This is a genomic window from Streptomyces bullii (assembly GCF_042657145.1).
GTDB classification, from domain to species: domain Bacteria; phylum Actinomycetota; class Actinomycetes; order Streptomycetales; family Streptomycetaceae; genus Streptomyces; species Streptomyces bullii.
In genome coordinates this window covers 311,589-329,440 of the sequence record NZ_JBHSNY010000002.1, presented here as the reverse complement: position 1 = coordinate 329,440, position 17,852 = coordinate 311,589, and the positions used below count along the sequence as shown (strand labels likewise).

Genomic DNA, 17,852 nt, shown 5'->3' with positions numbered 1-17,852 from the left:
TTCCGAGGAGTTGAACCGACATGCAGACCCTGGCGCACTTCGGCGACGGCGGGCCCGGCCCGTGGATCCTGTTCCTCCCGTTGATCTGGGCGCTGGTCATCGGCGGCGGCATCGCAGTGCTGCGCCGCACGGTGTGGGGCGGGCGTCGCGGCGGACCCCGGCGGCCCGTCGTCGAGGACCACTCGCCCATCGCCGTCCTCGGCCACCGCTTCGCCTCCGGCGAGATCGACGAGGACGAGTACTGGCGCCGCCTGTCCGTGCTGAACGAGGAGTTCGGCCGCTCGGCCAAGGGCGGTGCGGCATGACCACGACGACCGGCACGTACATCACGGACGGCCCGAACGGCCCGAACGGCCGGAGCGGCCGGAGCGGCCCGAGCGGCCGGAGCGGCCCGGCCCGGCCCGGACGACCGGCATGAGCGGCCCGAGCGACCTGAACGGCTCGAACGGCCCGACCCGGACGGCCGGCACACGGTCAGTCGGGGGACGGCCGCCCGGGGCGTCGGCGCCGTGAAAGTGGCACCTCGTCCCGCACGTCGACGACGTGGCCGCTGGGATGGCCCACGCCGCCCCGCCGCCCCCGCCGCGACGACGGGTCACCGCCCGGTCAGCCTGCGACGGCGGACCGGGCGGGAGCGTGTTCGGGCCTGAGGCCCTCGGCCGCGGGCGCGACCTCCGCGAACCGGTGCGCGGGTTTGTCCTGCGCCGCCCGGCGCAGTGGGCGCGCCGGCGGTGCCACCGTCGGCGCGGAAACCGGGAGCGTGAACCAGACGACCTTGCCGGACTCGCCGTCCGGCCGCGCGCCCCAGCTCTCGCTCATCGCGGCCACCATCGCCAGCCCGCGCCCGCACGTCGCGAGCGGCGCCATGTCGTCGATGTCGCCCACGACGGGCAGCCGCGGATCGTGGTCGCGCACCGAGACCTTGAGCCGGTCGAGCAGCAGCTCTATCTCCACGGTGCACGTCTTGTCGGGCTGGGCGTGCCGGTGCACGTTGGACAACAGCTCCGTCACACCGAGCGAGGCCCGGTCGATCAGGGAATCCAGATGCCAGTAGCGCAACTGCGCAGATACGATTCTGCGGACCTGGCCGATCCGCGACGGCAGGGCTTGGAGCTCCACCGTGCAGTGCCTGCTTGGGTGACTGATCACGGCTGCGACTCCCCGACGTGAGGTCCCGAAGGACGTCCGGAAGAACACGGAAGACGGATCCAGCAGGGCGCCTGCGTGACACTGCCGCCTGCTGTCGTGGCCGGCGGGCTGGTTCGCAGCGTTATCGCCGGTAAACCCAGAGTGACGTGAGAACAGCGTGACGCAAGGGGTGAGGCAGCGCAACTCGCCGACATCTCAGTGGCCGCGCTTCGCCGCCCTGCGCACGGCCTCGATGAAACGCCGCGCCGCCGGCGGTCCCGGCTCGCCCGGCGCGGGATCGTGCTCGCCCAGCGTCAGCAGGTACCGCTTGCCGTTGAGATCGGCCAAGGCCCGGTCCTCCGGGGCGAACCACGGCTTGGAGGCCCGCACCGCCTGCACCGGCGCACTGTCGATCTCACTGCCGTAACTGGTGAGCAACTGCAGCCGGCCGTCGCTGATTCGGACCTGCCCGGCCCGGGTGAGCGAACGCAGCCGCTTCCCGATCCGCACGCCCGTGGCCGTGAACTCCGGCTCCGCCATGCCACCCGCCCCCTTGTGCGCGTCGGTGTGCCGGACCGTGCTTCCCGTGGGCCGGCACCGGCTCGTGTCGTGATCCAGTGTGCCCCGTTCGGGACATGGCCCGACGCGGTGCAGTCTGCCCGCACCCGACGCCGAGCACCACCCCGGGCGACGGCCCGGCCCGGGGGCGCCCGGAGCACGGGTGAGAGTGTGCCGCCAGGACCGCGCGCCCCCGTGCCCCGTGCCCTGCCCCAGGGGGCGCTTTGGGGGGCTCAAAGATGCGTTTATGCAGGTGAGCAGCGTGCAGTAGGTGCTTATGATCGGTGTGTCGGCCGCGCGACGTGCCGTCGGCGCGCAGCGTAAGGAGCCCCTCGTGACCACCCCACAGCAGACCCGTACCGGCGTGACCCTCGATGTCGACCGCACGGACGACGCCTACCGCGCCTGGCTGAAAGAAGCCGTCCGCAGGGTCCAGGCCGACGCCAACCGCTCGGCCGACACGCACCTGCTCCGCTTCCCCCTCCCCGAGCGCTGGGGCATCGACCTGTACCTCAAGGACGAGTCGACACACCCCACCGGCAGCCTCAAGCACCGGCTCGCCCGTTCCCTGTTCCTCTACGGCCTGTGCAACGGCTGGATCCGGCCGGGCCGGCCGGTGATCGAGGCGTCCAGCGGCTCCACGGCGGTCTCCGAGGCGTACTTCGCCAAGCTGATCGGCGTGCCCTTCATCGCCGTCATGCCGCGCACGACGAGCGCAGAGAAGATCCGCCTGATCGAGTTCCACGGCGGGCAGTGCCACTTCGTGGACGACCCCCGCACCATGTACGAGGAGTCCGCCCGCCTCGCGGCCGAGACCGGCGGCCACTACATGGACCAGTTCACCTACGCCGAACGGGCCACGGACTGGCGTGGCAACAACAACATCGCCGAATCCGTCTTCCGGCAGCTGCGGTTGGAGCGGTTCCCGGAGCCCGCGTGGATCGTCGCCACGGCCGGCACCGGCGGCACCTCCGCGACCATCGCGCGCTATGTGCACTACATGCAGTACGACACCCGCATCTGTGTCGCCGACCCGGACAACTCCTGTTTCTTCGAGGGCTGGACCACCGGCGATCCGGACGTCACCTGCGACTGCGGCTCCCGCATCGAGGGCATCGGCCGGCCCCGCATGGAGCCGAGCTTCGTGCCGGGCGCCGTCGACCGGATGATGAAGGTGCCCGACGCGGCCAGCATCGCCGCCGTGCGGGCGCTGGAGCGGGCCATCGGCCGCAGGGCGGGCGGCTCGACCGGCACCGGGCTGTGGAGCGCGCTGAAGATCGTCGCCGAGATGGTGTCCGAGGGGCGGCAGGGCAGCGTGGTGACGCTGTTGTGCGATCCGGGCGACCGGTACCTGGACAAGTACTACTCGGACGCCTGGCTGGTCGAGCAGGGCCTGGACATCGAGCCGTACGCGGCGGCGATCGAGTCGCTGCTGCGGACAGGTGTCTGGGCCGACTGACGCTATCCGCCCAGTCGCCGGTCCAGTGCCGTGACGGCGTCCCGGAAGGCACGGGCCTGAGCCGCCCGGAACGGCCTCACAGCGAGCCGGAGCGCCACCGATCCCTCGGCGGCGAACGTCCACCGCACACGGGTACCGGTTCCGGCCGGGACGAGCCGCCACTCCTCGGCGATGGCCCGGACGCCCGGCGCGTTGGTGACGTCGACGCGATAGGCGTACAGCTCCGGCTCCCGCGCCGCGAGGATCGTCTCCCTGCACCGGATGCCGCCCTTGAGCCGGACCTCGCGCCCCGCCCCGCCGTCGGCCGGCCGGGCGAGCACCACCTGCGGGAACCACTCCGCCCAGCCCGGCACGTCCTCGGCGAGCGCCCGGAACACCGCCTCGGGCGCAGCGGTGATCTCGCGGGCGTGGACCAGCCGTACGGGAGCGGACGCGACGAAGTCGAGCCCCACCGGACGCAGACGGCGAGCCATTGGACGAACCCCCTCCCGTGGCCTGACCTTCGGCCACCGGCACCATAGCTGATGACCCGTCAGGCGTCAGGAGCCGGCCGGTCGCGGTTCCGACCACTGCTCCGGTCGAAGTTCCGGCTGGGGTACCGGTCGTCGTTCCGGTTGCGGTCTCAGTCGCCGTTCTCCGGCTCGCCCGCCACGATCAGCCGCAGGTGCTCGGAGACCTCCGCGCGCGCCTCCGCCTCCAGACCGGCGTCGGTCACCAGAGTGTCGACCTGCTCCAGCTTCGCGAACGAGCTCAGACCCACCACGCCCCACTTCGTGTGGTCGGCCACCACCACGACCCGCCGGGCCGACTGCACCAGCCGCCGGTTGGTCTCGGCCTCCGCCAGGTTCGGCGTCGACAGGCCCGCCTCCAGCGATATCCCGTGCACACCGAGGAACAGCAGATCGAAGTGGAGCGCCGCGATCGCCTGGTCGGCCACCGGGCCCACCAGCGAGTCGGACGGCGTGCGCACCCCGCCGGTCAGCACCACCGTGGCCGCGCCCTGCCGCGGACCCGAGGTGCGCTGCGCCGCATGGAAGACGTCGGCCACCCGCACCGAGTTGGTGACGACCGTCAGGTCCGGCACGTCCAGCAGCTGGTGCGCCAGCGCGTACGTCGTCGTCCCGCCCGACAGCGCGATCGCCGCGCCCGGCGGGACCAGCTCGGCCGCGGCCCGCGCGATGTCCTCCTTGGCGCTCAGCTCCAGGCCCGACTTGGCCTCGAAGCCCGGCTCGTGCGTGCTCGCCTCGACCACCGGGACCGCGCCGCCGTGCACCTTCTCCAGCACACCCTGCCGGGCGAGCGCGTCGAGGTCGCGGCGGACCGTCATGTCCGACACGCCGAGCTTGCGGGTCAGCTCGTTGACGCGGACCCCGCCCCGGCGCCGCACCTCGTCCAGGATCAGGGCGCGCCGCTGCTCCGCGAGGAGGTTCTGATTCTCGCTCACGTACGCTCCGGTCCTTTCGCCTCACTTGCCGTCCGACACGCCCTGCGCACCTTCCCCCGAGTTCTCGACTCCGCAGGGAGGCCCCTCGACAAGGACATTCTCCCCGACCGGGGTGCGCGGGCGCCCCATCCTCGCACGCCGCGTCGCCGACCGCGCCACCGCATGCTGGTCGCGTGCATGCCACTCGTGCCGGTTTCGTTACCCGTCCGTCATCCGGATCGGGGAGATTCCGTGACGAGAGGTGTGCGCCGCCTCCGCGGCGGAGATCCTCGATTCCCGCACAGAAAGAGCCGACGGCGCGTCACGGGGGAAGTGCGAACAGTGGACCATGCACAGGAACGTGCCTCGACCGGCGAGACCGGCGAGACCGGCGAGACCGGCGAGACCGGCGAGACCGGCGAGACCGGCGAGACCGGCGAGACCGGCGAGACCGGCGAGACCGGCGAGACCGGCGAGAACGGCCGACCCGAGACCGGGACCGCCCTGGAACTCCTGGTCCACGGGGTCGGCGGCACCACGCCGCAGGAGATGCTCAACGATCCGCGCACGGAACGGATCACCGGCGACGGCATCGCGGCCGTCTTCCGGCGCGCCGACGACGTCGACGCCGAGACCAGACCCGGCCGCCGGCGCGACGGGCCGGTGCCCGAGGCCTACGTCTGGTGCAACCTGACCTCCGGGAACGGCACGCGCGCCCTGTGGCTGTTACTCCTGCCGTTCATGGTGGTCAACCTCGCCCACTGGATGCGCCCCGACTCCCAGGGCCGCACGCGCACCGTCCGTCTGTACGGGCTGCTGGTGCGGCTGACCGGACTGACCCTCACGGTGCTGCTCGTGGCCGCCGCCTGCGAGGTCGCCCTCGATCTCGCCGCATGGCAGTGCGCGGGCACGCGCGCGTGCGCCGACCGGCACTCCTGGCTGGGCTTCCTGTCGCCCACGGTCTCCGACGGCGGCTGGTGGAGCCGCCCCGGCCGCAGGCTCGCCCTGGCGGCCCTGGTGCCGACCGCGCTGACCGGCCTGCTGTGGTACCTGTCCCTGCGCACCTGGAACGCGTACGAGTCCCAGCAGCCCATGAGCCGCACGCTGAAGCCCGACGAGGACGGTGGCCGCACCGCCCTGGGCCGGCCCGGCTTCTGGTACGGCCGCCGTCTGGTGGCCCGGCTGCGCGCCGCGCACACCGCCGCCGGTCTGCTGACGGTCGCCGCGGCGGTCGGCAGCGCCGCCGCCCGGTACGACCGCGCGCCCGGCGGCCCGGCCGTCCTGGAGATCCTGGGCCTGCTCCTGGAGGCGGCGCTCGCGGCCGGCGCGATCACCGTGGTGTGGGTGGTCTGCCGCCGGGGCCGCACCGAGAACCGCCTGGACCGGGAACTCGACGAGCACCTCGTCCACCGCCTGCCGCTCGCCGCCCTCCTCCTTCTCGCGCTCACCCTGGTGTACGCCGGGTGGGAACGCCCGCAGTGGGAATCGTCGGGCCGGCTGCCCGGGGACGCCACCTTCGGCGGCATCGCCTTCGTTCAGGGGCTGATCGTGATCGTCCTCGCCGTGGTCGCCCGCCTCCTCCACCGCACTCGGCCCGACCCGCGTGCCGTGCTGCGCGGACTCGGAGGGCCCGCGGTCGCGATGCTGGCCTGTGCGCTGGGCGGCGTGATGTCCGGCGGCGTCGCCCAGCGGGTGTCCGACTGGCTGGACGGCACCCGTGCCTCGCTCGCCGGCCCGCCGGTCCTGCTGACCTGGCAGGCCTCCGCGATCCCGCCGCTGCTCGTGGTGCTGCTGGTGCTGTCCGGCCGGCTGGCCCGACGCGCCTGGCGGCTCGCCCGCGCCGAGCGCGCCGTCGTGGAACGCGACTACCCGGACGAGGCCGGGGACCCGGGGCGCACCCGCCGTATCGCGTCCGCGCGGGCGATGGCCACGCTCACCGACCAGGCGCCCCTCCTCGTCGGCGTGATCTCCGCCGCGACCCTGCTGCTGGGCGCCGGCGCGCTCGTGGGCGCCCTCGCCACCAGGAAGACGCCCGGCCGGGCCACCGAGAACACCTACGACCTCCTGCACGGCGCCGCCGAGACCGCCGAGGCGCTCGGCTCCTGGCTGATCGGACTCGGTTTCATCCTGTTCGTCACCTGGGGCCGGCGCGCCTACAAGGACGCATCCGCGCGCCGCACCATCGGCATCCTGTGGGACGTCGGCACCTTCTGGCCGCGCGCCGCCCACCCGTTCGCCCCGCCCTGCTACGCCGAGCGCGCCGTGCCCGACCTGACCTGGCGCATGGCGACCTGGACCCGCGCCACCGGGGGCCGACTGGTCATCTCCGGGCACTCCCAGGGCAGCGTCCTCGCCGCGGCCGCCGCCTGGCAGCTCGCGCCGTCCGTCCGCAGACGGGTCGCGCTGCTGACGTACGGATCGCCGTTGGAGCGCCTGTACGGCCGCTGGTTCCCGGCCCACTTCGGCCCGGCCGCGCTCACCTCGCTGCACCGCGAGGTCGACTGCTGGCGCAACCTGTACCGGCTCACCGACCCCATCGGCGGCCCGGTGCGGCTGCCCGGCGACCGCGGCCCCGAGGTGGACCACGAGCCCCTGAAGGACCCGCTCGCCTTCGGCCGCACCGACCTGCACCCGCTGCCCTCGCCGATCCTGGGGCACTCCGACTACCAGGCGGACCCGGCGTTCGCCGAGGAACGACACCGGCTGCTGGTCCGGCTGCGGCCGTGCGTACCGCCGCCCCGCACCGGGCCGCAGGACGGGGAGTCTCAGGGCAGCTCGGGAAGGTCCTCCGCGTAGAGCAGGGTCAGGTCGTCCGTGCTCGGGTCGTCCAGCTGGGCGACCCGGCTCGCGTGCCGTTCCACCATGGCCTCGAACGTCTGCCGCGCTGTACGTCCGTTGCCGAACGCAGGACCCTTCGGTATCGCGGTGAAGTACTTCAGCAGCGCCTCCGTCGCGCCCGGCGCCAGTCGGTACTCGTGCTCCTCGGCCTGCTGCTCCACGATCCGCAGCAGTTCCTCGGGGCCGTAGTCGCTGAAGGTGATGGTCCGCGAGAAGCGGGAGGCCACGCCGGGGTTGACGGAAAGGAAGCGTTCCATCTCGGCCGTGTAGCCAGCGACGATCACCACCACCGCGTCCCGGTGGTCCTCCATCAGCTTCACGAGCGTGTCGATGGCCTCCTTGCCGAAGTCGCGCCCGGCGTCCTCGGGGGAGAGCGCGTATGCCTCGTCGATGAACAGCACGCCTCCGCGGGCCCTTTCGAAGGCCTCCTGGGTGCGGATGGCGGTGGAGCCGATGTGCTCGCCGACCAGATCCACCCGGGACACCTCGACCAGGTGGCCTTTCTCCAGCACGCCGAGGGAGGCGAGGATCTCGCCGTACAGGCGGGCGACGGTCGTCTTGCCGGTACCGGGGGAGCCGGTGAAGACCAGGTGCCGCTTGACGGAGGCCGCCTTCAGGCCCGCCTGCTGCCGGCGCCGGCCCACCTCGATCATGTCGGTCAGCGCGCGCACCTCGCGCTTGACGCTCTCGAGGCCCACCAGCGCGTCGAGTTCACCGAGGACGGCCTTGGAGGTGCGGACCGGCTTGTCGGGCTCAGGGGCCGGGGCGGCGGCGGGCGGCTCCTGCTGGGCGCGCTGCCCGGGGACAGCGCCCAGCAGGCCGGGGGAGTGGCCGACCGTCTGCACGGCCGTCTCCTGCGCCACCGGCGGTTTCAGGCTGCCGCTCTCGTCGCTCGCGCAGTCCTCGACGACGGGGCCCGCGCCGGACGCCCCGTCCGCACCGCCGTCGGCGAACTCGTACCCGCCGCGCGCGCACCGCTCCGTGCGGCACTTCCTGAGCGTCGTACGGCTGCCGTCGATCACGTGGAAGCCGTAGCCGCCGCTGCCCGTCACCCGGCAGTTCAGGAAGCTGCCGCGGCCGCCGGCGGAGACGTAGACCCCGGCCTCCGCAGGGGAGTCGATCGTGCACCGTTCGACGGTCGGGTCGGCGCCCTTGGTGACGATCACGCCGGTCTGGGTGCCGTCCAGGGCGCAGTTGTTGAGGGTGCCGCCGCTGCCGTGGTCGCGGAACCAGGCACCCGTCGCCGCGTCCCGGATCCGGCAGTCGTCGAGCTGGGCCGTGGCGCCGTCGCTCACCGACACGGCCGTGTTGCGCACCTGGGACAGGTCGCTGTCGACGACGTCCGCGCGCGAACCGCGGTCGAGGACGAACAGCGCGTCCGGCACGTCGTGCACGCGGCAGGAGTCGAGCACCACGGTGGCCCCGTCGCTCACCCACACCGCCGGATAGTCGCCCGTGCTGTCGAAGATCTCGCACTGGTTGGCGTCCACGCGCGTGCCCGGATCCCACACCGACAGGCCGTTGCGCCCGAACTGTCGCACGCTGGTGCGGGTCAGGGTGAGCACGGAACGGGACCGCAGGTCGATCGCGTTCTCGGGGATGTCGTGGATGCGGCAGTCGGCGAGCGTGAGGACGGCGTCCGTGTCGAGCGTGACACCGTCGGCGGTGGTGCGGTGCACATCGCAGTCGGTCAGGTGCGCGGTGGCCCGGTTGGTCACCTGCACGCCGCTGCCCCGCACCTCGTACACCTCACAACCCACCGCCTCCAGGGCGGAGTTCTCGCCGGTCGCCGACAGGCCCGAACCGGAGGCGTGGTGGATCCGGCAGCGGTCCAGACGCGGGTGGGCGCCGCCGCGCACCGCCACGCCCGCCTGCCCGGCCGCGACGACCTCGCACTCCTCGAACACCCCGCCCCCGCCGTCGAGGACGGCGATGCCGATGCCCGCCGGATTGTCCACCGTGCAGCGGCGCACCGTCGGCCGGGCGCTCCCGCGCACCTCGATCCCGGCCGCGGACCGCGTGACGACCCGGACGTCCCTCAGCTCCGGCGTGCCCTCCTCGACCAGCACCGCCGGAGCGGCCGCGTCCTGGCCCTCCACATGCAGATCCTGGACGACCGCCGAGGCCCGTACGGTCAGCGGCACCCCGTCCACGGGCGCGATCCGCACCGAACCGGGGGAGCCCTCGGGACCGCGCAGGGTCACCGCCCGCTGCACGACGAGGTTCTCCCGGTAGGTGCCGGGAGCGACGGTGAGCACGTCGCCGTCGGCCGCGGCCTCCAGGGCGGCGGCGAGCGATGCGTACTCACCCGTGCGGCGCCGCCACCGCGACGTGCCGGTGTGCGTCACCTGGACCGTGCCCTGTGCCATGGTGTAGCTGTGCCCCCACCTCGTCGTACTGATCGCTCGTTCGCCTGCGGGGCACCACGGCCGCCGTCGAGTCCGCGACCGTGCTCGGCCCTGCGGGCCTGAAGCGCATGCGCATGTCGACACCGGCGCGCCCCTACGGCTCACTCACGCGCGGGTTGTTGCCGAACGGGTCGGCCGGTCCACCGTAGCGTGCGCGCGGGTGCTGGGTTGACCAGAGGCGGAAGGCCGGTCAGCTGCCCGCGCCGGTCCTGCCCCAGTCCGGGCCCGCCTTGTCCCACGCCTGGTCCCATCGAGCGTACCGGCGGCGGATCATGCGCCAGACGATCAGGCGTCTGCCGCCCTCGACGAGGCCCGCGGTCGCCAGGGCCGCGCCGAGGCCGGCGAGGACGGCGTGTGTGGTCGCCGTCGCCGAGTCGAGCGGGCGGGCCGCCATCTGGCCGTGCCGGTCGGTCCATATCCGGAAGTGGTCGCCCTGCCGCGGGGTCTTCAGGCTCGCCGTGACCGCTCCGCGGCGTTCCGTGCCGTCCGGCGCGGTCCACACGGCCAGGACGCGGTTGCGCAGGTCCCGTCCGGTGGAGGTCTCCGGGTCGGCGTCCAGCGGGGAGCCGTCCAGTTTGCGGACCACCGTGGCCGTCACCAGGTGCCGCGACCGGTGCTGTTCGCGGACGGACCGCTGCAGGGCGTCCTCTGCGGCGCCGCCGACGACGGAGCCGATCAACGGGGCGGCGAGCAGGATCAGCAGCAGCACGACCAGCGCCAGCCAGGCCTCGGCCAGATCGGTGTCACGACACAGCGGATTGTGCCGCCAGCGCCAGAGCCCGCTGATCGCCCGCACCGCCCGCACCCTCTTCCCGCTCCCTGACGACCCCCGGCGGAGCCGTCCACGCGAGGGCCCGGTGGACGCAGCGCGACATCGCCTCGCCGGGACCTCTCATGAACGTCTCACGAAAGCCCAACGCACAGGCCCGGGGGCGTGGTTCCCACGTCTGATCGATCGCTTGCCTACGCGAGGACCGTGACCGGATCCCCGACCCGGAGCGTGCCATGGGACAGGGGCACCAGGTTCTGTCCGAAGACCAGTGTGCCGCCCAGGCGTCGGTGCCGCCCCAGCGTGTGCAGAGGTTCCCGGCCACGCTCCGAGGTGGTCTGGTCGGTCGTGGTCACGACGCATCGCCCGCACCTCTTGGCGACGCGGAAGGACACCTCGCCGACGGCGATGCGCGACCAGTCGTCCTCGGCCCAGGCGTCGGTGCCCGCCACGACCAGGTTCGGCCGGAAGCGGTTCATGGGCAGGGGGCCCTCCTGCGCCTGATCCCCCTCGGCGATCAGGGAGTTGAGGGCGTCGAGGGAGGCGGCCGAGGTGAGCAGCAGCGGGAATCCGTCGGCGAAGGAGACGGTCTCGCCCGGCAGGGCGTACTGCGGATCGACGGGCCGGCGCACGGCCGGGTCGTCCATGTGCACGAGGCGTACGTCGGCGCCGAGATGGGCGCTGCACCAGGCGTGCGCGGCCTCCTCCTCGGCGGGGACGGCCTCGACCTTGTCGCGGAAGATCTGCACCGGAATCCAGCCCACCGGCCGGGGGACGCGCACCGTCAGCGGCTCCATGCCGGGCGCGGACAGCCGTACGCCGCCGCCGGGCAGGAGCTCGGCGGCGGCCAGTGCGAGGCGCGGCTGCTGGCGTTGCGTGACGACCTTTCCCCCGTCGTCGATCAGCGCCCAGCGCCGGTCTCCGGCCAGCCCCCAGGGCTCCACGACGGCCTCCCGGACCGACAGGCCGCGCAGGGCCTTGACCGGATGGACGTGGATCGAGTGCAGGTACGCGAGCGCCATGGGGCCATCGTGCCAGGTGGCACCGACGACCCCGGGGCTGGATCAGTAACCGCGGTACTGCTGGTTGTTGTACGGATCCTGGTAGGGAGCCGGGGCGGGGCGGGGAGCCGCGGGGCGCATCGCCTCGTAGCCGCCCGCCGCGGACGCCGGCGCCGGGCGCGGCGGCTGGGCCTGCGGGCCGGGGTAGCCGCGCGGGGCCGTCGCCTGCTGCGGGATGTACGCGGCGGGCGCCTGCTGGAGCGGGGCCGGCTGCGGTGCCTGCGGATAGCCGTAGGCGGGCTGGGCCGGTGCCGCCGGGAGGGCGGGCAGCGCCGACGGGAGCGCGGGCAGGTGGCTGCCCGGCGTGTCGTACTGGGCGGGCACCCGGATCGGGGCGATCTGCGGGGTACCTCGCTCCTTGACGAGCGAGTCGTAGATCGGGGTGTCCGGGAAAGAGGCGGAGTAGTAGCCGCCACCATAGGTGGAGCCGGGGGAGGTCATGGCACATAAGTTAAGCCCACGATGTGCTGGTTGGGGAGACCGATAAGAGTGTTGTTTTCCGTGTCCGCAGTGACGCGGGATCGTCAATGCGAGCGAACTTGGCCAAAAAGGGGCGCTGAGCAGGGTTCGGATCGTGTAGAGACCGAGTTCCGGGCGGGTTACCGGCGGTTGACCGACGGTCTTTCCGCGCCTCCCGTGGGAGTTCGACGCCGTGGCGAATAGGTTGTGCGACGGAAGCCGATGGACCGCCGGGTGCTGCCTGCGCGGTGACACGTGAGGGGGGCGGGCATGTCCATGCTGAAAGGTTCAAATACTCCGGTGACGGCCACGGCCTTGCGCGTCGAATTGGGCTGGCGTTCCGGGCCCGGCGTGCCCGACGCCGACGCCTCGGCGCTGCTGCTGGTCGGCGGCAAGGTCCGGTCCGACGCGGACTTCGTCTTCTACAACCAGCCCGTGCACGCCTCCGGGGCCATTCGGCACGAGGGCAAGCGGGACGCCGGCGGCCGCGTGACCGACACCCTCCTGGTCGACCTCGCGCGCGTGGAGCCCGCGATCGAGACCGTCATCGTCGCCGTCTCCGCCGACGGCGGCACGTTCGGACAGGTCCCGGACCTGTACGTCGAGGTGCGGGACACAGCCCAGGGCACCGTCGCGGCCCGCTTCGACAGCACCGGGGCGACGACCGAAACCGCTTTCGTCCTCGGGGAGTTCTACCGCCGCCAGGGCGCCTGGAAGTTCCGGGCCGTCGGGCAGGGCTACAGCAGCGGACTCGAAGGCCTGGCCACGGACTACGGCATCACCGTGGACGAGCCGCAGCACGCCGCCCCGGCGGCGGGCCCGTCGACGGCCACCCCGCCGACCGTCGCCCCGCCGGTGACCGTGCCGCCGCCGGTGGCACCGCCGGTGGCCCCTTCGCCGTACGCGACCGGGCCGGTCACCCCGCCTCCGCCGGCCACGTCCCCCGCGGAACCGGTCCGCCTGACCAAGGTGACGCTCACCAAGGCGGCACCCTCCGTGTCGCTGACCAAGCAGGGCGGTACCTCCGGCGCCCTGCGCGTCAACCTCAACTGGCAGGTGCGCAAGCAGTTCTCGGGATGGGCCGGCACGTTCGGCCGCCCGGCCGCGACCCACTCCGACCTCGACCTCGACCTGGGCGCCCTGTACGAACTCACCGACGGCAGCAAGGGAGTGGTGCAGGCCCTCGGCAACACCTTCGGGGCGCTGCACCAGCCGCCGTACATCCACCTCGACGGCGACGACCGCACGGGCGCCGTGGAGACCGGCGAGAACCTCACCGTCAACCTCGACCACCTGCACGCCTTCCGGCGCATCCTGGTGTTCGTCACCATCTACGAGGGCGCCCGCTCCTTCGCCGACCTGAACGCCACCGTCACCCTCACCCCGCAGCACGGCGCCCCGATCGACTTCTCGCTCGACGAGTGCACCGTCCCCTCACCCGTGTGCGCGCTCGCCCTGATCACCAACACCGGCGGCGACCTCGTCGTCCAGCGCGAGGCCCGCTACCTGGTGCCCGAGCGGGGCGTGAGCCCGCAGCGGACCGTCGACCACGCCTACGGGTGGGGCATGAACTGGACCCCGGGCAGGAAGTGACCCTCCCGGCCAGGGTCAGCCCTCGTCGGGCACGGCGTCCGGGCGCGCGTAGGTGCGGCCCTTCCAGGCCGCACCCCGCCCCTGGTAGTGCCGCACTGCGGAATCGACCGTCATCATCAGGTACAGCGCCGCGGTGAACGGCAGCAGGAGAGCCGGCCACAGCGGCTGCCGGTAGTAACGGAGCATCGGGACGTACGTTCCCGCCATCACCAGCCACGCCCCCGCGCCCACGACCACCGCCGCCGCACTCCCCGCCGCCCCACCCACGCCGACCGCCACGGGCGGCACCAGGTACACCAGCACCAGACCGGCGACCGTACCGGCCAGCACCACCGGGTTGTGCCGCAGCTGTGCGTACGCGCTGCGCGAGACCATCCGCCACAGGTCGCGCAGCCGCGGGTACGGACGCACGCTGTCCACCCGGTCGGCCAGCCCCAGCCACACGCGTCCGCCGGCGCGCTTGACCGCGCGCGCGAGAGCGACGTCGTCGATGACGGCGTGCCGGATGGACTCCGGGATCCGCGCCCGCTCGGCGGCCTCGGCGCGCAGCAGCACACAGCCGCCCGCGGCGGCAGCCGTACGCGTCCCCTTCTTCCCGATGCGCCGGAACGGGTACAGCTGCGCGAAGAAGTAGACGAAGGCAGGCACCACGAGCCGCTCCCAGGTGCTCTCCACCCGGAGCCGGGCCATCTGGGAGACGACGTCGAACCCTCCGGTGCGCGCCGCCGCCACCAGCTGCCGCAGGCTGTCCGGCGCGTGCGCGATGTCGGCGTCGGTCAGCAGCAGGAACTCGGGCGCACGCGCGCGTGCCAGGCCGATGCCGTGCCGCACCGCCCACAGCTTCCCCGTCCAGCCCTCGGGCGGCTCACCCGGCGAGCCCACGGTCAGCGGCAGCCCGCCGTGCCGGCGCGCCAGTTCGCGCGCCAGGTCGGCGGTGCCGTCCGCGCTGCCGTCGTCGACGAGGAAGACCTCGGCCCGCCCCGGATAGTCCTGGGCGAGCAGGGACGGCAGAGTGGCGGGGAGCACCGCCGCCTCGTCACGGGCCGGAACCACGACGCACACGTCCGGCCACGCCTCCGGCTCCCTCCGGGGCGGCAGCCTGACGTCCGTACGCCAGAAGAAGCCCTGGCCGAGCAGCAGCCACAGCCAGGCGGCGAGTGATACGGCGGCGGTCCACACAAGCGCGCTCACGCGCGCAGTCTGCCCCACCGGACCGGCCGCGAGACGCCCATCGTCTATCGTGGCCGGGTGAAGATCGCGCTCATGGACTCCGGAATCGGTCTGCTCGCGGCCACCGCCGCGGTACGGCGTCTCCGCCCCGACGCCGATCTCGTCCTCTCCCTCGACCCCGACGGCATGCCGTGGGGACCGAGGACCCCGGAAGACCTCACCGAGCGCGCCCTGGCCGTCGCCGCGGCGGCCGCCAAGCACCGGCCCGACGCCCTGATCGTCGGCTGCAACACCGCCACCGTGCACGCGCTCACCGCCCTGCGCGCCCGCCACGAACCGGACCTGCCGGTCATCGGCACGGTCCCCGCGATCAAGCCGGCCGCGGCCGGCGGCGGACCCCTCGCCATCTGGGCCACGCCGGCCACCACCGGCAGCCCGTACCAGCGGGGATTGATCCGGGACTTCGCCGACGGGGTGCCCGTCGCCGAGGTGCCCTGCTGGGGGCTCGCCGAAGCGGTGGAACGCGCGGACGAGGCGGCCATCGACGCCGCCGTCGCCGCGGCCGCCGCACTCACGCCCGACGACGTCAGGACCGTCGTCCTGGGCTGCACCCACTACGAACTGGTCGCCGAACGCATCAGGGCCGCCGTTCAGCAGCCCGGCCTCCCGCCCCTCGTCCTGCACGGCTCGGCCGGAGCGGTGGCCGCCCAGGCGCTGCGCCGCCTCGGCGCGCAGCCCGCACCGCAGGCCCCGGCCGACGGCACGCTGACCGTGCTGCTGAGCGGACGCGAGGGCGCGCTGCCCGCCGCCGCCCTGGCCTACGAGGAAGGCCGGATGCTGCAGGAGGCCACGCCCATCCGCTGACCGACGGGCCGCGCGCCCGGCCGGCGCAGTGACGTTCCGCCACGCGTACCGGCGCAGCGAAACCTGAGTAACCTCGAAGCCATGAGGGACCACCGCCAGGGCGAGCACGCCCCGCACCCCGATGTCTGGACCGGACACGCCACCAACCGGCTCCAGTGGGTGCTGGCGCTCGCCGGTGCCGCGTGCATGGCGCTCGGCATCCAGCTGGCGGTCGACTCCCCGTGGACGTCCGGCACCGCCCCGCTCGTCATGGCCGTCGTCGGATGCATCGCCGCCGGGCTGCTGGTCCTCTTCGGAACTCTCGCGTTCGTGCACGTCGCCCTCAGGGTCGACCAGGAGTGGCTCGAGGTGCGCTGCGGTCACATCGGTGTGCCGCGCCGCCGCATCCCGCTCTCCGAGGTCGCCGGTGCCGAGTACACCTCGCATGTCACGCCACGCCACTGGGGCGGCTGGGGTTACCGCTGGCGGCCCGAGATGGGCACGGCGGTCGTCGTCCGGCGCGGTGAGGGCGTCGTGCTGCGTCTGTGGGACGGACACACGTTCACGATCACCGTGGACGACGCGGAGGCGGCCGTACGGGTCATCAAGGAGCGGCTGCGACCGCCGAAGCCCGGCGCGACCGCGCGCTGAGTGGCCGGGCCACGGCCCCGCCACGCGCGTGTCCACCCCGCCTTGCAGCGACTGGGCACGGGGTCGGTCTGGGCCGCCGGGGTGCGGCACTCCGGCCGGGCAGCGGGTCCGGGGCGCCGTCCCCGGGCCACCGGCTGACCGGCATCACGCGCGCGTGCCCGCGCGTCAGTGCCACCGTGCATCGCGTCACCGGGTCGGCCCACGATCACGCACGCGCGTGCCCCTCGTGCTGTGCGTCGGCTCCTCGGCGATCGGCCGTGCCGTGGCCATGCCCGCCAGGAGGCCCGCGCCCACCGACACCGCCGTGAAGCTCAACGCGTTGCCGACCGAGGCGATGGCGGCCACAGCCGTCAGGGCGGCGCCCGCAGTGAGGGCCACGGGCGTCGGGCGCGGGGAGCGCCACAGCGCGTACAGCATCCAGCCGAAGGCCGCCGCCAGCAGCGCGACGCCCACGACGCCCTGCTCGGCCGCCTGCTGCAGGGGCGCCGAGTGAGCCTTGCCGTCGGCCAGCAGGGACTGCGCCGCCGTGGTGCTCAGCTCCCCGAACCGTCCGGGCCCCACACCCAGGGCGGCGTCCCGTTGGGTCATGTCCAGGGCGTCGCGCCACAGCGCCACCCGATGCGGGGTGAGCTGACCCTCCAGCGACGCGGCGAGCCCGTCCGGGACCGCCCTCCCGGCCACCGCCCAGGTCAGGCCGGTGACCAGGGCCGTGGCCAGGGTGAGGACGGCGATGCCGGGGCCGCGGCGGCGGAGGCGGCCGGTGGCGAGGGACCACAGCAGCACCGCCGCGCAGGCGACGCCTCCCGTGGCCGAGCCGAGGGCGACCGCCGTCGCCGCCGTCCCGGCGGCCAGCGCAGGGTCAACCGCACGGCCGGGACGGGACTGGCCCATGCCGCGCAGCACGCGGCGCCGGCCGAGAGCGTCAGCACGGCGGCGGTCGCTCCGGCGTGCCCCAGGGGTGCGACGATCTGCGGGCCCGGGGTGAGGTGGGGAACGGCCACGGTCAGGCCGATGCCGGCCAGTGCCCCGGAACAGGGCGCGGCGACCGGCAGCAGTGCCCCGCCGATCCGCCCCGCCGCGTAGCCGGCGGTCACGGCCAGCACCGCGAGCAGCATGCCCTCGGGACGGCCGTCCTGCGCCGCCGCGGTGATCAGTGACCAGCCGGCACAGGCCCCGAGCACCACGACACCCGCGGCATCCGAAACGTTTCGTCTGTCGCCCTCGGCCTGAGCACCGGCCGCGGACACCATCCCCGTGGAACCCACCCCGCCCCCCGCATACCGTCGCCCCCGACCCCGTGACGGACCCCGGCCCGGGCCGCGACCGGCCGCACGACAGAGGTTCCGGCACACCGTAACGGCTGGTGGACGGTTTGGGGATGGGTTGTGACGAGTTGCGCGGGAACGCCACGCCCAGCGGCGCGGGAAGCGTGACGGCCGACGGCGCGGGAACGCAAGGGGCGGCCTGTGGCGGCGGGCCCGGGAACACTGTG

At 73.7% G+C, this 17,852-nt stretch carries 15 protein-coding genes and 1 pseudogene; 6 read left to right on the top strand and 10 right to left on the bottom strand.

The annotated features are described in order from the left end of the window. The first annotated feature begins 20 nt into the window (after positions 1–20). Positions 21–305: an SHOCT domain-containing protein gene (locus ACFPZJ_RS05625; RefSeq protein ID WP_381018043.1), complete on the top strand. Its 285-nt coding sequence runs from the start codon at positions 21–23 to the stop codon at positions 303–305. Between the two features lie 301 nt (positions 306–606). On the opposite strand, the gene ACFPZJ_RS05620 is transcribed toward ACFPZJ_RS05625, so the two are convergent. Beyond that, positions 607–1,149, bottom strand: coding sequence for an ATP-binding protein (locus ACFPZJ_RS05620; protein ID WP_381018040.1), 543 nt, complete (start codon positions 1,147–1,149; stop codon positions 607–609). Between the two features lie 195 nt (positions 1,150–1,344). Beyond that, on the bottom strand, positions 1,345–1,668 hold the full coding sequence (locus tag ACFPZJ_RS05615; protein ID WP_381018037.1) for a hypothetical protein: 324 nt from the start codon (positions 1,666–1,668) through the stop codon (positions 1,345–1,347). A 352-nt stretch (positions 1,669–2,020) separates the two neighbouring features. On the opposite strand from ACFPZJ_RS05615, the gene cds1 reads away from it, so the two are divergent. After that, positions 2,021–3,145, top strand: coding sequence for an L-cysteine desulfhydrase Cds1 (gene cds1 / locus ACFPZJ_RS05610; protein ID WP_381018035.1), 1,125 nt, complete (start codon positions 2,021–2,023; stop codon positions 3,143–3,145). A gap of 2 nt (positions 3,146–3,147) precedes the next feature. On the opposite strand, the gene ACFPZJ_RS05605 is transcribed toward cds1, so the two are convergent. After that, complete coding sequence (locus ACFPZJ_RS05605) at positions 3,148–3,618, bottom strand: SRPBCC family protein (protein ID WP_381018033.1); 471 nt, start codon at positions 3,616–3,618, stop codon at positions 3,148–3,150. 149 nt (positions 3,619–3,767) lie between these two features. Continuing rightward, positions 3,768–4,589 carry a DeoR/GlpR family DNA-binding transcription regulator gene (locus ACFPZJ_RS05600; RefSeq protein ID WP_381018030.1) on the bottom strand — a complete coding sequence of 274 codons (822 nt, stop codon included), beginning with the start codon at positions 4,587–4,589 and terminating at the stop codon, positions 3,768–3,770. 528 nt (positions 4,590–5,117) lie between these two features. On the opposite strand from ACFPZJ_RS05600, the gene ACFPZJ_RS05595 reads away from it, so the two are divergent. After that, positions 5,118–7,364: a hypothetical protein gene (locus ACFPZJ_RS05595; RefSeq protein ID WP_381018974.1), complete on the top strand. Its 2,247-nt coding sequence runs from the start codon at positions 5,118–5,120 to the stop codon at positions 7,362–7,364. On the opposite strand, the gene ACFPZJ_RS05590 is transcribed toward ACFPZJ_RS05595, so the two are convergent. The 4 genes from ACFPZJ_RS05590 to ACFPZJ_RS05575 form a co-directional block, all read right to left on the bottom strand. After that, positions 7,334–9,775: a right-handed parallel beta-helix repeat-containing protein gene (locus tag ACFPZJ_RS05590; protein WP_381018028.1), complete on the bottom strand. Its 2,442-nt coding sequence runs from the start codon at positions 9,773–9,775 to the stop codon at positions 7,334–7,336. The two genes, ACFPZJ_RS05595 and ACFPZJ_RS05590, sit on opposite strands and share 31 nt — an antisense overlap. Positions 9,776–10,004: 229 nt before the next feature. Beyond that, positions 10,005–10,610 carry an Rv1733c family protein gene (locus ACFPZJ_RS05585; protein WP_381018027.1) on the bottom strand — a complete coding sequence of 202 codons (606 nt, stop codon included), beginning with the start codon at positions 10,608–10,610 and terminating at the stop codon, positions 10,005–10,007. A 167-nt stretch (positions 10,611–10,777) separates the two neighbouring features. Next, entirely contained in the window at positions 10,778–11,605 is an 828-nt protein-coding gene (locus ACFPZJ_RS05580; RefSeq protein WP_381018024.1) for an MOSC domain-containing protein, read from the bottom strand. Positions 11,606–11,647: 42 nt separating this feature from the next. Beyond that, positions 11,648–12,085, bottom strand: coding sequence for a DUF6643 family protein (locus tag ACFPZJ_RS05575; RefSeq protein WP_381018021.1), 438 nt, complete (start codon positions 12,083–12,085; stop codon positions 11,648–11,650). Between the two features lie 294 nt (positions 12,086–12,379). Here ACFPZJ_RS05575 and ACFPZJ_RS05570 point away from each other — a divergent pair, with 294 nt between their 5' ends. Further along, positions 12,380–13,696, top strand: a complete 1,317-nt coding sequence (locus tag ACFPZJ_RS05570; RefSeq protein WP_381018972.1) for a TerD family protein — start codon at positions 12,380–12,382, stop codon at positions 13,694–13,696. Positions 13,697–13,711: 15 nt separating this feature from the next. Here ACFPZJ_RS05570 and ACFPZJ_RS05565 read toward each other — a convergent pair whose 3' ends face one another. Continuing rightward, entirely contained in the window at positions 13,712–14,905 is a 1,194-nt protein-coding gene (locus ACFPZJ_RS05565; RefSeq protein WP_381018018.1) for a glycosyltransferase, read from the bottom strand. A 39-nt stretch (positions 14,906–14,944) separates the two neighbouring features. Here ACFPZJ_RS05565 and ACFPZJ_RS05560 point away from each other — a divergent pair, with 39 nt between their 5' ends. Both ACFPZJ_RS05560 and ACFPZJ_RS05555 read left to right on the top strand, forming a co-directional pair. Continuing rightward, a complete protein-coding gene (locus ACFPZJ_RS05560; protein ID WP_381018016.1) occupies positions 14,945–15,730 on the top strand; it encodes a glutamate racemase in 786 nt (261 codons plus the stop codon). Positions 15,731–15,811: 81 nt separating this feature from the next. Further along, on the top strand, positions 15,812–16,360 hold the full coding sequence (locus tag ACFPZJ_RS05555; protein ID WP_381018013.1) for a hypothetical protein: 549 nt from the start codon (positions 15,812–15,814) through the stop codon (positions 16,358–16,360). 186 nt (positions 16,361–16,546) lie between these two features. Here ACFPZJ_RS05555 and ACFPZJ_RS05550 read toward each other — a convergent pair. Further along, a pseudogene (locus ACFPZJ_RS05550) lies at positions 16,547–17,610 on the bottom strand (O-antigen ligase family protein). Positions 17,611–17,852 lie beyond the last annotated feature (242 nt).